Annotated in this window: 18 protein-coding genes and 1 pseudogene; 8 read left to right on the forward strand and 11 right to left on the reverse strand. The window is 47.0% G+C overall.

What is annotated here, in order from left to right:
* The first annotated feature begins 276 nt into the window (after window positions 1-276).
* From NOM01_RS13920 to NOM01_RS13930, 3 genes are all read left to right on the forward strand, one after another.
* Window positions 277-942 carry a Crp/Fnr family transcriptional regulator gene (locus NOM01_RS13920; RefSeq protein WP_255749105.1) on the forward strand — a complete coding sequence of 222 codons (666 nt, stop codon included), beginning with the start codon at window positions 277-279 and terminating at the stop codon, window positions 940-942.
* A gap of 69 nt (window positions 943-1011) precedes the next feature.
* On the forward strand, window positions 1012-1140 hold the full coding sequence (locus NOM01_RS13925; RefSeq protein ID WP_255749106.1) for a hypothetical protein: 129 nt from the start codon (window positions 1012-1014) through the stop codon (window positions 1138-1140).
* 60 nt (window positions 1141-1200) lie between these two features.
* Complete coding sequence (locus NOM01_RS13930; protein ID WP_255749107.1) at window positions 1201-1611, forward strand: hypothetical protein; 411 nt, start codon at window positions 1201-1203, stop codon at window positions 1609-1611.
* Window positions 1612-1904: 293 nt separating this feature from the next.
* Here NOM01_RS13930 and NOM01_RS13935 read toward each other — a convergent pair whose 3' ends face one another.
* From NOM01_RS13935 to mvk, 7 genes are all read right to left on the reverse strand, one after another.
* Window positions 1905-2492 carry a uracil-DNA glycosylase family protein gene (locus tag NOM01_RS13935; RefSeq protein ID WP_255749108.1) on the reverse strand — a complete coding sequence of 196 codons (588 nt, stop codon included), beginning with the start codon at window positions 2490-2492 and terminating at the stop codon, window positions 1905-1907.
* Window positions 2493-2623: 131 nt separating this feature from the next.
* Window positions 2624-3973: a tripartite tricarboxylate transporter permease gene (locus tag NOM01_RS13940; protein WP_255749109.1), complete on the reverse strand. Its 1350-nt coding sequence runs from the start codon at window positions 3971-3973 to the stop codon at window positions 2624-2626.
* 3 nt (window positions 3974-3976) lie between these two features.
* Window positions 3977-4222, reverse strand: a complete 246-nt coding sequence (locus NOM01_RS13945) for a hypothetical protein (RefSeq protein ID WP_255749110.1) — start codon at window positions 4220-4222, stop codon at window positions 3977-3979.
* Window positions 4223-4289: 67 nt separating this feature from the next.
* The gene (gene fni / locus NOM01_RS13950; RefSeq protein ID WP_255749111.1) at window positions 4290-5342 is read right to left on the reverse strand and encodes a type 2 isopentenyl-diphosphate Delta-isomerase; all 1053 of its coding nucleotides are present in this window, start codon (window positions 5340-5342) and stop codon (window positions 4290-4292) included.
* Window positions 5343-5361: 19 nt separating this feature from the next.
* On the reverse strand, window positions 5362-6429 hold the full coding sequence (locus NOM01_RS13955; RefSeq protein WP_255749112.1) for a phosphomevalonate kinase: 1068 nt from the start codon (window positions 6427-6429) through the stop codon (window positions 5362-5364).
* A 16-nt stretch (window positions 6430-6445) separates the two neighbouring features.
* Entirely contained in the window at window positions 6446-7435 is a 990-nt protein-coding gene (gene mvaD / locus NOM01_RS13960; RefSeq protein WP_255749113.1) for a diphosphomevalonate decarboxylase, read from the reverse strand.
* A 22-nt stretch (window positions 7436-7457) separates the two neighbouring features.
* Entirely contained in the window at window positions 7458-8426 is a 969-nt protein-coding gene (gene mvk / locus NOM01_RS13965) for a mevalonate kinase (RefSeq protein WP_093672854.1), read from the reverse strand.
* Between the two features lie 559 nt (window positions 8427-8985).
* Here mvk and nrdJ point away from each other — a divergent pair.
* The 5 genes and pseudogenes from nrdJ (at window position 8986) to NOM01_RS13990 (ending at window position 13657) form a co-directional block, all read left to right on the forward strand.
* The gene (nrdJ, locus tag NOM01_RS13970) at window positions 8986-11211 is read left to right on the forward strand and encodes a ribonucleoside-triphosphate reductase, adenosylcobalamin-dependent (protein WP_255749114.1); all 2226 of its coding nucleotides are present in this window, start codon (window positions 8986-8988) and stop codon (window positions 11209-11211) included.
* 20 nt (window positions 11212-11231) lie between these two features.
* The gene (locus tag NOM01_RS13975) at window positions 11232-11732 is read left to right on the forward strand and encodes an ECF transporter S component (RefSeq protein ID WP_255749115.1); all 501 of its coding nucleotides are present in this window, start codon (window positions 11232-11234) and stop codon (window positions 11730-11732) included.
* Window positions 11733-11765: 33 nt separating this feature from the next.
* Window positions 11766-12194, forward strand: a complete 429-nt coding sequence (locus NOM01_RS13980; RefSeq protein WP_255749116.1) for a DUF4430 domain-containing protein — start codon at window positions 11766-11768, stop codon at window positions 12192-12194.
* A 26-nt stretch (window positions 12195-12220) separates the two neighbouring features.
* A pseudogene (locus NOM01_RS13985) lies at window positions 12221-12806 on the forward strand (cob(I)yrinic acid a,c-diamide adenosyltransferase).
* A 38-nt stretch (window positions 12807-12844) separates the two neighbouring features.
* On the forward strand, window positions 12845-13657 hold the full coding sequence (locus NOM01_RS13990; protein WP_093672845.1) for an ATP-binding protein: 813 nt from the start codon (window positions 12845-12847) through the stop codon (window positions 13655-13657).
* A gap of 84 nt (window positions 13658-13741) precedes the next feature.
* Here NOM01_RS13990 and NOM01_RS13995 read toward each other — a convergent pair whose 3' ends face one another.
* The 4 genes from NOM01_RS13995 to NOM01_RS14010 form a co-directional block, all read right to left on the reverse strand.
* A complete protein-coding gene (locus NOM01_RS13995) occupies window positions 13742-14410 on the reverse strand; it encodes a Crp/Fnr family transcriptional regulator (RefSeq protein ID WP_218143243.1) in 669 nt (222 codons plus the stop codon).
* A gap of 18 nt (window positions 14411-14428) precedes the next feature.
* Window positions 14429-14965, reverse strand: a complete 537-nt coding sequence (locus NOM01_RS14000; RefSeq protein ID WP_255749117.1) for a ferritin-like domain-containing protein — start codon at window positions 14963-14965, stop codon at window positions 14429-14431.
* A 28-nt stretch (window positions 14966-14993) separates the two neighbouring features.
* Entirely contained in the window at window positions 14994-15221 is a 228-nt protein-coding gene (locus tag NOM01_RS14005; RefSeq protein WP_255749118.1) for a heavy-metal-associated domain-containing protein, read from the reverse strand.
* Between the two features lie 328 nt (window positions 15222-15549).
* On the reverse strand, window positions 15550-15744 hold a 195-nt coding region (locus NOM01_RS14010; protein ID WP_255749119.1), incomplete at its 5' end, for a hypothetical protein.

The following is a 15744-nucleotide window of genomic DNA, read 5'->3' on the forward strand; positions in this document are numbered from 1 at the left end:
AAAATAGCAAGTAGAAAAGATTTATGATCCTTAGTATGAGAAAAAGGGACGCGTGACATGCGTATCACAAGGTTCCACAAACCCTTCTGCGTGCACCATCTGTTATAAATCAAAACAAAAAGACTGTCCGTTTCGTTTGCTATTATCATAAAAAGTTAACAAATGTTTACTTTATTTGTGACATACATCAGATAAAAAGCAGTTAAAATAGGGTTAAATGTAACAATTGTATCTCTATTTTTTAACTTGAACGTTTGTGATGGGAAGGAAAAATCCATGGTATTAAGTGAAATTGAATATTTGATTAATTTTCTGGATGCGCACGATGTACCAACAATTAACAAAAGTAGACATACCTATCTGACTTATCACGGTCTCGAAGAACGGTATACTTATGTTCTCAAAAAAGGGATTATAAAAAACAGCATTATTCTTCAAGACGGAAGAGAATTCAATCTTTCCTATATCGTCAAACCCGATGTCATCTCGCTACTTCGGGATGAGGTTTCCAAGTTTACGGAACAGCCTTTTAATGTACGCGTGGAATCCAATGAAGCAACCTTTTATCAAGTGGACCGTGTCACCTTCTGGAAATACGTCAATGCGACACCAGAGCTGCAAAACTATATCAAAAGTTATTATCGCAAGAAATTATCGGAAAATATTTTTCGTTCCCAGCGAATGATCATGAATGGGAAAAAAGGCGCGGTTTGTGCGTTTATTTACAGTCTGATTGATTTATTCGGGCGCAAAGTGCGCGAGGGAATTCTGATCGATTTCATGTTAACAAATGATGACATTGCCGGCTTCTGCGGCATCAGCGCGCGCAGCAGCGTCAATCGAATGCTTGGTGAATTAAAAAGTGACGGCGCTCTGATTGTCAAGAATCGAAAATTGATCATCACAGATATCAGTTATCTGTTGGACCACATCGCAAACTAAAAACAACAGATAAGCAATGCACTCCGGGGCATCTTTGATTCAAACAATCATAATAAGTGAGGGAATCGCATGAAGACACCATTGTATTACCAGATGTCTGAGTATGACTGCGGAACAGTAACGCTATTGAATGCCATAAACTATCTATTTCCGCGAGAAGTGATTCCGCCTGACGTGATCAAAGCAATTACCGCCTAATCCCTCGATACCTATAATTCAGTTGGTGAAGTCGGCAAGAGCGGCACATCAAAATCGGCAATGAAATTTATCTCCGAATGGCTGAATCATAACGGACCCATTAAAGGACTGCACATCCACGGAAACTATGATGCCGGTGAACACGTTCATTTGCGAGAAGGCAGCGAAATCGTTGATGCGATTAAGAATAGCGGCGCGGCCATTTTCCGATTAAACTATGGCGGCGAGCATTATGTGCTGGCAACAAAGTCAGACACGTCGAATCACTATCTCTATTTATTTGATCCCTATCTGGATGACGATCTAAAGTACACAGACGGCATCGTTCTGCTCGACGGATTTCCTCATGACTATAACCGAAAAGTGCCGTTTCATTTTTTTGAAGAAGAAGATAGCCAAAAGGTTTATGCACTTGGCAAAAAAGAGGACAGAGAAGCGATTGTGTATTCTGTGCGTGACAAAAAGGATTGAGTTCTTGCGGTATACAAGAATTCAATCCTTTTTATTTTTCGTTCCTTACCAAGGAAGGCTTCGTAGCAGTAGCTTCTTGAAAAAGGAGGGTGCTGTTTTATTTGGATGGGTATCCGGTCTTCACCGTGATTATCCCGGTCGTTGTAAGTTTCCGTCCGGATTTGATTCGAAAAAAAAGCTGCTCATCCGCTATGCGGCTATAAATCATCAACGGTATCTATTCCCTCGGCTTTTTTAGGAGCATCAACCGGTGCTCGAATCAACATGTATTCGGTATGCGTTTCAATCATCACTTACTGATCTGATAGAATTCGGTTAATATACTTCTTCAAATCCGGTAAAACGTCTTTCTCAAACCAAGGATTTCTTATTATCCAAATATAGTTCCGCGGTGACGGATGAACCAATGGAAAATAGTCAGGTAAATAACTGCGATAATCTTTAACAGTCTGAGTTAACGTCATTTTCGAATGCGTCTTCAGGTAGTACCTTTGTGCATAGGAGCCGACTAATAAGGTTAACTCGATATCCGGCATTGCCCTAATGATTGGATCGTGCCACTTTGCAGCGAATCCCTTTCTCGGTGGTAAATCGCCACTCTTTCCTTTGCCGGGAAAATAAAAATCCATCGGGAGCACAGCAATTTTTCCCGAATGATAGAAAGTATCTCTTGATACACCCATCCAGTCTCGCAAACGCGCGCCGCTTCGATCGTTCCACACTATCTTTGTATTTTGCGCGATCACACCCGGAGCCTGGCCGATGATTAACAGCTTTGCCGTCGGAGTGGCATAGTAGAGTGGTTCGATATTTTTATTTGTGAAATGACTATTTTCAGGATCCGCTTTTATTCGATTAAAAATATCTTTTAACGCATTCATCTTCGTTGCCTCCAAAATATGAGAATAACCTATGTTTCGTCCGCTAAAATTAATGGACCCATTCAATTCAATCAGAAATCGATGTTCATCCCTGCGCCCAGCGCTCGTATCGGCGAGCGAATGGATCATAATCACAAGCCCAAAACGAGCCATGGCGCCGCATACAAGACCATGAATAATATCCCGTACCCCACGCCCCAGCGGTGAAGCAGTCCGGAAACAAGTCCGATCAGCATGACGCCACCGATATTCATCCAACCCGCATCCATATACGCGAGCAGGAGAACGAAAGCGCAAAACAAGCCGAGTATTGCTTCGTGGGGAATCCGTTTGAACACAAAGGCACAAATCGATTGCGCATATTTGATTGCCAGCGTATACGTGACAATAAGGGCAACGCCGGCGCCAATCACTGTCGCCAAAATGAAATCGGTCTGCGAAAGGATATGGTGCATATTGTGCGTTGCGGTAAAGACCGGTGGTGAGTCAAACAGCGCATGAGCAGGGCCTATGGCAACCGGAGAAAGGGGCACGCCTAACGCGATCAACGGGATCAGCGTTCCGGAAAGATAGGTCGCGTTTGCCAGTGCATTCATCGTTGTAATTGCAAGCATCGACCGATCAACCGGATCTTGCGTCCGTTTTGAAAAGAGTTCGCCAAGAAGCGTCGTCATCCCGACCGGGCTAAGAATAAAAGTGAAACAGCTGATCAGTGACGCTCCGGCGCTTGTGACCCATTCCTGTTTTTTCAACGCGTGAAACGGATTGAGCGATTTCCATTCGAAGGGTACTTTCTGAAGGGTAATCCTGCGCGGTTGATCACACTTCAGACATTCTCTTTTCTCTTTATTCAGCAACTCAAATAGAGTCAGAACGACCGGTCCAATCGTTATGCCGAGAAAGAACGAGATGAACACTGTGGTTCCCCTTGGTACAATGCCGATGCCCCAATAGAGATAGCGCAGCCCTTCAATGAGCAATGTGAAAGGGAGAATGGAGGCAAGGGCCAGTAACTTATTCTTACTCAGTAAGGCAAGTAAAACAGCGCCGGCAAAGAAGAGCGGATCGGCGTACGCTTTAATTGCTTCAGCAAGCGGGATCAGACTTCTTGCAAGCAGCAGACTGACTGGAACACTGACCAGTACGCCAATCAGCGAACCCGCGGCCATTTTGCGCAGCGACCGATCGGCCATTCCCTTTCGTTTAAGCAACTGCGCATGGTCCACGAGCGGACTCGCCATAACGCCGCCGGGAATCCCGGCAATGGCGGCAGGTACCGCATCCATGAGGTTGTTGGCAATCACAGCTGAAATAAAAAAGCAGAGGACAATGACGGGTTGAACACCGGTGAGCACCAAGATAAGCGTGACGGGCACCAGAACGGCCGTTTCGTCCGTTCCCGGGATAATGCCAATAATTGTATATATAAGTGCAGCCGCAACAGCTGCAGCGATCATTTCTGCTAAAAGGACAAGGTCCATCCATTATTCCCCACTTTCCGTCTCTTCAAAAATACGTTTCGGTTTAATGAAGAGTGAGCAAATAATAAACCCGATAACTGCCCCGATTAAACCAAACAAGAGCGGCATCGGCGCATGGTTTGGTGCAGCAAAATAGCCGCCTAACGTTGTGATGCTGTTGATCGCAATCGCGAGGACAAGATCCTTGATCCGGACAACATCATCCCAAATTTCAATCATTTCGGAATCCTTTTTTGAATGTGCAGTCATGGGTAGCCATTCTCCTTTCTGATTTAGGACACAGCAATAGCGCCGTGTACGTAAGACAGTGTCCATTTCACGTAGCTGAACGGGTGGCCAGTGCTTCGGGCCGTGGTCCTCTTAGACGCGCCCACTCGAAAGGGGAACCGCTCAGGATCAGATTCTTTTTCCGAAGTGCCTGTACAGTCGGACAGCCAAGAAGCAGCATAATCTGATTCATTTGTTCTTTCCATTCGTCAATCTGGGCAATCAGTCCATCCTTGCCTTCCGCGAGTGCGGTATGAAGAAAGGTTCCTGAAATACCGACCGCACGGGCCCCAAGTGCAAGAGCTTTCAGAACATCCAGCGGATTGCGCACCCCTCCGGACGCAAAGAAGACCGTCTGATCAATATAAGGCTGCGCTTCAAGCATCGAGATGACCGTCGATTGGCCCCAGTCTTGTAAGTAGTCAAATCGTGCCCGCTCACGGCGAAGATTCTCAATCGCTATAAAATTTACCCCTCCGTTACCGGCAACATCAATGGCCGCAATACCTGCATCGATCAGCTTCTGATAAGTCGCCCGGCTCATCCCGAACCCCACCTCTTTCACGACAACAGGAACATCAACAGCGCGAACAATCCGTTCCAGATTTTTTAGCCATGAAGAAAAATTGCGATCACCTTCAGGCATTACGATTTCTTGTGGGGCATTTAAATGCACTTGCAGCCCATTCGCTTCCAGCATATCGACTGCACGTTTCGCTTGCTCCTCATCGAGCTCAGCACCGATATTTGCAAAAATAAATCCATCCGGGTTGACGCGGCGCAGCACTTGAAAAGTGTCGCACAATTCCGGATCTCTTAAAGCTGCCTTCTGCGAGCCGGATGCAACCGCAAGCCCCGTTGCTGCCGCTGCTTTTGACAGACATTCATTGATCTTCTTTGTCTTCTGGCTTCCCCCAGTCATCCCATTGATAAAAAAAGGAACCGGCCAACTGCCGAACGGCAGATCCGTTGTGTAAGTGACCTGCCTAAGACTCATTTCCGGCAGCGCATCATGGATGAATTTTACAGAATCAAAATCATTCGTATGCTTCTGGTGGGTTTCCTGAAATAGTCGGACATGCTGATCTTTACGCGATTCCATCTCACGATCCTTCTTCCTTTTACCTCTCTCTGTCATACAGAGCAAGCGGAGTAATTCCATGTTCTTTCCATGCTTTGATTAGTGCCATCTGATCGGTCTCCTGGTCAGCAAGAACGATGCCGCAATCGCCTCCGCCGGCACCCGATGTTTTTGCTGCACCTCGATTATTTTCGGCAATGCTGCAGAGCTGATGCAATTTATTGGTTTCAATGAAGACCCCACACAGCTTGGATAATTGAGCAAGAATCCTGCGATTTTCGCGAATCCCTTCCAAAATTAACTCGGATTGCTGGTTTAAAAAACCGGCGATCATTTTTTCTACACATGTTTTGCTTTGCTTCAAAAAGTGCTGGTAGCCTTTTTTCTGACCGCGTCTTGCTTTTTCCACCCGATCAACGAGCTTGGCTGTTGAGGCGGGGATGCCTGTCCATCCGACAATTAAGTGCAGATTCGCGGGAAGCACAAGCGGCCGAATCGATAACTTCGGCCAATCCATTTTGAGCAGCGGCAGCCAATCCTTTTTTGAAGAAGTGAACGGTGCCAGCCATTTGCGATCAAATGAGGTATAGGCAATCCAGCCGCCGTAAACGCCGGCAGCAATATCCCCACATGATCCGTTTCCTTGAACAGAAAGATGTGCAAGGGCAGCCAGCTTGAATACGATTTGTTGCTCAATTTTCACTTCATAGAAAGCAAGGATTGCCTTCGTGCAGGCAACCGTCACAGCAGCACTGGAACCTAATCCGTATTTTCTACCGTCTGTTCTAGTCAAATCACTGCTGATGGTCAGTTGATAAACGCCGAGTTGTTTTCCGAGCGATTGTACGTACTGCTCGGTTCGTTCGATTGCCGATAAGACAAAACGGAACGTAGAAACATCACCCTCAGTGTTCCATTGGTTCGTCGCACTGCGTTTCAAGTCGAGTGTTGCATTGGCCCATTGAATTCGGCCACATGTTTCCCTTCTTTCAATGGTTACGGTGACGGATTTGTCGACTGCAGCAATGATGGCAGGATAGCCCGGTTCAACAACCGCATACTCTCCCGCTATATAAAGTTTCCCAGGTGCACATTGTACGCCATGCAATTTGTGAATGTCTCCTTTATTGAATAGGGTTCTTCAAATAGTCAACGCCAGGTCCTGGCCGGGCAACGGTCAGGGATTCTGAAGGGAAAAATTCAGATAGATCTTCGAGAATCCGCCCGACATTTGCTTCCGAGCAAAGCAGTTTGACATTTGGGCCGGCATCCATCGTAAAATAGCATGGTATGCCTTGCTCGCGCAGATGAACGGCGCACCGCATTACTGTCATTGTTCCTTCTTCCCAGTATGTAAAGGGAGGATCCGCTGCCAGCATAGCCGCATGCATCTTCAGTGCATTTGCTTCAGCAATTTTGCCGACCATGTCCAAATCGTGTTTGCGAATCGCCGGTTCAATTCTGGCAAGATCCCTTTCCGCCTCTTTGATCCAAACCGGATAAAAGGATGATGTCTTGACGGTTCGCCTCATTCCTTCACGACTGGAAATCTTTTTGGGCTGCTTGTTCACAGCAACGGACACGAGGCAAATCGGCCACTTTGCCGGATCAACCGGAACCGCATAAGAACTCGCATCATCTGTTCCTTTCATCCACTTAACAAAACCGCCGTAGATCGAACGCGAAGCCGAGCCCGAACCGCGACGCGCAAGCCGAGAGAGCGCAGCTCCCGAGCAGTCCATGCCATAGGCACGAGCTGCTGCGGCTGAAAGCGCGGCAAAACCGGAGGCAGAAGACGCAAAACCAGAGGCCACCGGAACATGATTTCTCGTTACAATTCGAGCAAACATGCGCCTTCCCGATTTTTCACGAACAAGATTCATAAAACGGCTGATTTTTGCAACGGAAGCGCCACTTAAAACCACACCATCCATCATCACTTCATCTTCGTGCAGCCCTTGCAGCGGTTCAACACTTGTTTCCGTATAAAATGCATCAAGCGTAAGCGACAAACTACTGTTCATCGGCAGAATCAACTGTTCGTCCTTCTTCCCCCAATACTTGATCAAAGCAATATTTGTATACGCGCGTGCAGCAGCATACAATGTGCTCACTCTCCTTCTCTCTTGTTGCAGATCAGTGCAAGAGCCCGGCATTGACCGGAAAATCTCTGCCCTGAAGCGGCTGAATCCAGGTTTTAGATGCTCCGGCACCCATTAACTTTTTCGCTAAATCATGTGCCTTGCGCACATCCTTGACCAGGGCAATCATGCAGCCGCCGCAGCCGCCACCGGTCATCTTCGCGCCAAGCGCCCCATCGTTCATCGCCACCGCAACTAAATGATCCAAAGAAGGATGACTAACGCCCAGCTCTTGGAGAAGACGATGCGCTTCCAGCAATATGGAACCCAAGACTTCTTCTTCGGCCGCCTCCAACGCTTCTCTAGCGTTGGAGGTAAGTACACCTAATTGGTTTATTTTCCGCTGGAGCGGTGCACTTTGCATCAGGCGTTGTTTCAAGGCGGTGACCGCACGCTTCGTCTGCCCTTTTATCCCGCTGTCGGCGATGACCAAACAACCGCGCAGCTTATGGTGAATCCATTCCATTCCTTTTCCTTTCCTAAAGAAAATCGGATGATTACTACTGGCCGCAGCCGCATCGAGACCGCTCGGATTTCCATGAAAATAGTTTTCAGAAACGCCGACGAGATTGAGCAGCACGTTCCGTTCAAGTGGTGTATCAAAATAGTTGAATAAGCTACGTACCACTGATATCGCAACGGCAGCGCTTGAACCCATGCCGCGCGCTGCAGGTATCGTACTGTTAATTGTGATCGATATATCTTTTTCAGGCCGCTTTAAAACATGCAGTACTGCCGGAATAATCGTTCTGAGTCCGGCAATCTGATCCGTTCCATCACGCAAAATGCCATTATAGAAGCTGCATTGCAGCCTCAGCAGTCCAAGACAGCGCGTTGTTTTGGTCACTGCATGCACGACCGGAACAGGCAGAGCAATCGCCGGTTTTCCGTAAACAACCGAGTGTTCGCCAATCAGAATAATTTTACTGCTGCTCACGCCAATCCCAGTTTCGTGGTCTCTCATTATTGTTTCCTCATCTTCCACTAAGGTCTGCCGTATTTATCAAGAAACACTGCCAAGGGAGGGGTCCCGAATAGTATAAATTTTCCTACCGATGCAGGGATCAAAAAAAACCAGTTCAATAATCAGAATGATGCCATTCGAATTCAAGACCCGTACTTATTTAAGTATGGGTTGAAACGCAAGCGACTATTCTCCACCTACACATTTTATTGATAATGATTCTCAATTTCAAGAATAAGCTCATATTTTATTTTCGCAGCCATCGATTTCTATCAGCAAAACCATTACGTCCCTAGTCCTCGCTCATCAGAAAAAATCCTTGTCGCCTGCACGGTTATTGTACAGATAAAGGGTCTATAGGGTATGTTTTCACAAAGTGACAATTATGTGACACTCTATTTAACTGGATTGATGCATCCAAAGGCTGTCCCACCGAAAATCCGATAACCATGCATGATTGTACCGAATAAGCCAAAATACTATATATTGATTATACAATTGACTTTAATACAATATCTAGTTACTATGAGCAGGAAACGTAGTTGAGAGGAGTAAAATAATGCAGATTAAGTTATCTGATGCTTACATACAAAAAATAAAGTCGGACGTTCAGCCACACTGGGGCGAACTCGGATGGGTCACCTATAAAAGAACCTATGCCCGCTGGATTGAGCCGTTTGGCCGCTACGAAGAATGGGACGAGACGGTAAAGCGAGTGGTCGAAGGCAATATCAATCTGGATCCGAGACTCCATACGGATCACGTATCCGAAGCAACCGTCCGCGAGCTTGGAAAAGAAGCCGAGCGTTTATTTAAACTCATTTACAGCCTTGCCTCCACCCCATCAGGGCGCAACCTTTGGATCTCCGGTACGGACTATCAGCAGCGTGTCGGCGATGCATTGAATAATTGCTGGTTTATTGCAATTCGTCCCCAAGCCTATGGGGACAGTCACATCGTTCCTTTCTATCTGGAGAAAGAGCAGCCGGCCGTATCCATGCCCTTCTCTTTCCTGTTTGACGAATTAATGAAAGGCGGCGGTGTCGGTTTCTCCGTTTCCAAAGCAAATATCCGTCAAATCCCTCCGGTGACGCGTCACGTGAAGCTGGATATTCTAATCAGTAAAGAAAACGGCGATTACGCCGCAGCGCTTGAGGCGGGCGCGGAAGATGCCGATACCTGGTATCAGGATCATGACCGCAAATCTTACCTCTGTTACCAAACACCGGATACACGCGAAGGATGGGTAGAATCGAACGCCCTGCTCATTGATGCTCACTTCTCGTCTAGGATTGACCATGCCTCCCATGTGGTCATCGATGTCAGCTCGATTCGTGAAAAAGGGGAGAAAATTAAAGGATTCGGTGGTGTGGCTGCAGGCCCTGTTCCGTTCATTGACATGCTGGGCGCAGTAAACCGTGTGCTGAATCAGGCAAATGGGAAAAAGCTCACATCCGTGGACTGCACGGACATCTGCAATTTAATCGGCAAAAATGTCGTTGCCGGCAATGTGCGCCGCAGTGCGGAAATTGCCCTTGGTGATCCGGACGACCAAGCCTTCGTCACGATGAAACAGGATCAGGAACAATTAATGGATCATCGCTGGGCCTCAAACAACAGTGTGCTGGTCACTCCTGATTTTAATCATTACGATGCGGTTGCCGAGGCGATTGCCAAAAATGGAGAACCGGGTATCGTCAATCTGGACAACATCCGCAACTACGGACGGCTGGCAGACGGCCGTCAGCCAGGCATCGACGCTGACGCAGAAGGAACCAACCCCTGCGGCGAAATTTCTTTAGGAAACGGCGAACCGTGCAACTTATTTGAAGTCTTCCCAGGGATTGCAGAAGAAATGGGCTGGTCGATGGAAGAAGTCTTCAGTCTTGCCGTCCGCTATGCCAAACGCGTGACGTTCTCGCACTATGATTGGCAATGCTCAAGAACAATCATCGAGAAGAACCGGCGCATCGGCATCTCAATGAGCGGCATCCAAGACTGGGTACTCGAACGATTTGGAGAACGTCTCGTCAGAGGATTCGTTGATGAGCAAGACCCGGAAAGCGGAACTTCGTATCAAAAACCGGTATTTAATGAGCAAGCGGCACAATGTGTTGATGCCTTTTATCAAATGGTCGTCAAAGCCGATCAACGGTATTCCCAGACACTCGGCTGCAGTCCATCAATCAAACACACAACCGTCAAACCTTCCGGAACAGTCTCAAAGCTTGTCGGGATATCCGAAGGAATGCACTTTAGTTTCGATAAATACTTGATTCAACGCATCCGTTTTCAGGACAGTGATCCCTTGCTGCCCGCACTGCAACAAGCCGGCTATACGATCGAAAAAGATGTATACTCTGAGAATACGATGGTCGTCGAATTCCCGGTTAAAGCAGGCGGTGCCTATCATAAAAGCTTTGTATCCGCGAATGATGTATCGATTGAGGAGCAGTTTGCGACACAGCTGTTTCTTCAAACTTACTGGGCAGATAACTCGGTCAGCTGTACCATTACTTTTCATAAAGATGAAGCGGATAAGATTGCCGATTTGCTGCAGCAATACCGAGAGTTATGCAAGTCAACTTCACTGCTCCCATACAGTGGTCATGGCTTTGCTCAAGCACCGAAAGAGCCAATCAGTAAAGCAGTGTACCTTGAGCGCAAAGCCAAAATCCGCGCGGATGTTGCTGAACTCTATCAAACGCTCCGTCTCAAGGAACAGAAAGACCTTGAAATTGTCGATCAAAGCGACTGCGTCGGTGGCGCTTGTCCGGTAAAATAAGTGACCTGGAGGGTACCATAATGCTGGCCATTCATAAAATGACACTGCTCTCTTTGCTAACTGCAGCCGCGGTCGCCGGCCGGCTTGCGATTCACGGAATGAATATCCAGCCGGCGACACTCATTATCATTCTGACCGGATGGTTTTTTGGCTGGAAGATGGGGACTGCTGAAGGGCTATTAACAGCGCTGGTTTCCGATCTGTTCCTTGGTCTCGGCTACTGGACGCTTTTTCACCTTGCCGCGTGGGGACTGATCGGACTCCTGTCCGCACTGCTTCCACAGAAGCAGTGGCTCTATTTCTTATGGCTGTTCGTGAGCGGATTAGTGTTTGGTATGATCATGGCCTTGTCCTATTTTGTTTTCACCCAAAATCCCTTAACGGTCGTCGGTCTATGGATCAGCGGACTGCCTTTTGATCTCTATCACGCGGCAGGCAATCTCATTTTCGGTTTGTTTTCTCCGCTGTTGTTCAAAGTCTTCGCAGCTGAATCCCGTAAATTAACCAAACAGACCCGTTAAGCAAACAACCTACACGAAGAGGAGACAAAACTAATGAAAACCATTTATCGAATTATCATTGTGCTACTTGCAGCCGCCGTATTATTTGGTGCAGGCTTTTGGGCCGGACATCAAACGGCGCAGAACGCTGCAGCAAAACCAGCCGCACGTGCGGCTCAAACTGCTGCTTCAAGTGCTTTTATCAGCATTAAGGACGGTTCTCATGTACAAGAAGGCAAAATCGCATTTTCAAAAAACGAAACCGTCTTTAGCCTGCTTCAAAAATTCAGTAAAAAACAGCATCTCGAAATGAGCAGCAGCGGCAGTGGCAAAATGGTCTATGTGACAAGCTTAAACAACAAAAAAGCCTCAAAAAAAGCCGGCTGGCTGTTCACCGTTAACGGCAAACAGCCCAATGTCGGCGCTGGTGCCGTTAAGGTTCAAAAAAATGATCAGATCGTCTGGTACTATAGCAAGTTTTAATGACGTTAGAGCAGAGGTGAAAAAACATGGCAATTTATACGCGAACGGGTGACAAGGGGCAGACCAGCATTATTGGCGGTCGGCGGGATAAGGACGACATTCGAATCGAAGCCTATGGAACGGTTGACGAAACCAATAGTTTTGTCGGGTTGGCCATTGCCCAGCTAGATCCCGCCCTATTTCAGGATCTTTTGGATGATTTGGAGAAGATTCAACATGAATTGTTTGACTGCGGCAGCGATCTGGCAAGCGTGATTAAGGAACGACCGAACAAATTACACCAAGAAATGGTCGATTGGCTGGAGAAGCGGATCGATGCGTTAACCGATGAAGTGCCGAACATTGAACGCTTTATTCTGCCGGGAGGGACGGCCGCATCCGCCTCGCTCCACATCGCCCGCACCGTGGCACGACGAGCCGAGCGATGCATCGCAGGTCTTATGAAGCAGGATCAGGCACTGTCCTCTCTGCCCTTGCGCTATATCAACCGTCTCTCTGATTACTTTTTTTGCCGCCGCACGCATCGCCAACTGTAGGCTCCATGTAAAGGATGTTGCCTATGTTCGAAGTGCTCGCGTCTTTCGGGGGAATAAGCATGATACTAAGAACTAAGCGCAGCATTAATCCATCTCATAAAGGCTGGTGTCACCATGCGTCGCTTAGCTAATTTCTTAAATGCAGATGGCATCGATTTGAAGCGAAGCTTAGTCAATGTGACGCATTGCCGCAATTGCGGCAGAGCGTTGAATGTCTATAAAATGCGAATGGTCGGCGGGCCGCGAAAAGGTTCATGGACGACGATCACCGAGCCTTGTGACTGCTCGTTGTCTCAGCAAGCGCTACAAGAGGCCGACAGAATCAAGCGTGAACGATTTAACGAACTGTCGACGCTCAACGATGCCTTAAAACAGGCAACATTAAAAAATTTTTCCGCACAGAATGCGTCACAGATCCATGCCGTTGAACATGCCGTTGAATTTGTTGAAAAAATAGGAGAAAATAAGCCGGCGAGAATGTTCTATTATGGCAAACCCGGCCTTGGAAAATCGCATTTAGCCGTTGGAATCAGTAAACTGCTTGACCAAAACTATCATAAAACATGCTTATTTATCGATGTTCCAGCTCTAAAGCTCATCTTTAAATCAACCTGGACGAAAGAGAGTACGCTCACAGAGCGCGATCTCATGGCCTTCATCGCTGATGCCGATCTGCTCATTCTGGATGATGTTGGTGCTGAAGGGATTACTCCATGGACGAAGGAGCTCATCTTCGCCATACTCAATGCGCGGTTATCGAAAAGTCTGCTGGTGACGACAAATCGATCAATCTCAGAACTCTATCTCGATTACGGTCCTAAAATTATCGACCGCTTTCTAGAAAATATGTCCAAAGCGGATCTTGTACACTTAGACGGTGACTACAGCCATCGTCTTGCACGCTTTATCGAGGATGATGAACAGTAACACTAATCGTCGTACTAGAAAGGCAAAATTATAAATTTTTCACCTGTGAAAAAAAGTCCCGTCAGCTTTTCCTGACGGGACTTTTTAATTGATGACATAACGCGCTTCAAGTTCTTCCGGATCAAGCAAGGTCACTGTTTGCTTCTCGCGATGAATCAACGCTTTATCCTTTAATAACTTAAATTTACGGGACAACGTTTCTGGAGTCGTACCCAGGAACCCCGCCAATTCCTTCATTTTCACAGGCAAATCGAAGGTCAGGGAATCCTTTGCCTTCGCTAAATCCAGCAGATAGACCGTTAATCGCGTTTCTACAGCTTCCATGAGTAAAAATTTTGACTGGTTCTCCGCAGAAACCAGTTTTTCTGCATTCGTCTCTAATAATTTCAGACTGATCTGAGGATACGTCAGCAGCAGCTTCCGGAAGTCTTGGTGAGCCAGTGTGCATACCACCGTTTCTTGAAGCGCTTCGCCAATTAAGCTGTCGTTTTCTGTACCGAATAATGCCGTTTCGCCTTCATACCCACCCGGTTCGACAACGCGCAGAAGCTGCTCGCGACCAGAGCCGGAAATCTGATAGACTTTCATGCGTCCTTTGGCTACAATGGTCAACTGCTTCTGATCATACGGTTTGAAGATCTGTTCCGCTTTCTTATAGACATGACGTTTGGTCAGTTGATCAATTTTTTCTAAATCAGACTCGTCCAAATGATTGAACAGAGGGACCAAGATCAGACAGCTATGCTTCCCCATCATTCAAACCTCCATTAATTAATCATCATCGTCTTCTTCTAACCCCTCTCGAGGAGCATGACCTAAGAACGCCTGTAACTCACGGATCTTGCGATTATTCCAGCCTAATTGCTGCACCAGAAGCGCTTGAAGTGCCGGTTTATCCTCTTTTTCAGCTAATTTAATCGCGCGCGTGATAAACAGATTTTGCGTATCAAAGTCTTTCACCGCAACCACAAGCCATTCTTTAGCAGAGAGATACTTGAATTTCCCATGTTCCTCCAACATACTGTAACGGTTGAACTCCTCAGTTGTTGTCGGAATCACTTCACTTTCATCTAACAACACTTGTGCAAGCTCGTCAAATAACCTGATTTCTGTTTGGATCGCCTGGCTGAAGAATTCCTTTAAAAATGGAGTCTCGGATCCTTTGGCATAAAAAACGGCCTGAGCCAGCTTTTCCTGATGAATCTTCAGATTGGCTAAAATATGACCGGTCATCGCTCCGGCGGTCGGGATGTGGTGATCTTTCTCCGACTGAGAAACTTCTGCTTCATACAACGCATCGATTGACATACGCGTTCCTCCTCTGAATTTATGATCCTTAAGCTTCCTTTACTTTTATCGATTCGACTTCATAACCGAGTTTCGACACGATCTGCGCAACCGCTTTGGCTGAGATCTTATCTAGATCGATTTCTGCTTTAACCTTGCTGGAATTAAACAAGACTTTCGACTTTAAAATGCCTTCCTGATGTGCAAGGCCGGTTTCAATTTTTTGCAGGCATGACGGACAGGTCAGCGCCTCTAATTGTAAAATTACTTTTGTCATCTTGAACGCCCCTTTCTTTTTGTTTACTAGTTCAGTTTAAAGCGATTCGTTCATTAATAAATTGACAGGTATCAACTTTTAGAAAAACCGGGCAAAAAGCACCTGATCCTTAATCTCCAGCCATGTGTTATTGGTTCGTGTCTTTTCGGTGCTGAATCGTTGCTTCGGTTACTCGCGATCAACTGGTGCGCTCGCGGGCGCACCGCGAGCCTCCTCAAACAGGCAGGAATCTGCGGGGTCTCGCCGGAACGCTAATCCCGCAGGCGTCTCGCGCTTACGTGTCTGGATTTATTATCTGGGGCCAGCATGCTCAAAATCATAAACTTTCTTAACTTGTTAGAAAATCCAAGCCACGCTTGGTCCTTAAACCATCCTGATTTTTGTGTACGCTCCGATTGCTCGCTTGCCGCGGGCGATCCGAGAGCCTCCTCAGACAAGCAGGAATCTGCGGGGTCTCTCTTGGCTCGCTATCCCGCAGGCGTCTCGCATCTTCGCGTTTGATGCACAGTCTTTTGCGTAACCA

The organism is Sporolactobacillus sp. STSJ-5 (assembly GCF_024385605.1).
GTDB lineage: Bacteria > Bacillota > Bacilli > Bacillales > Sporolactobacillaceae > Sporolactobacillus.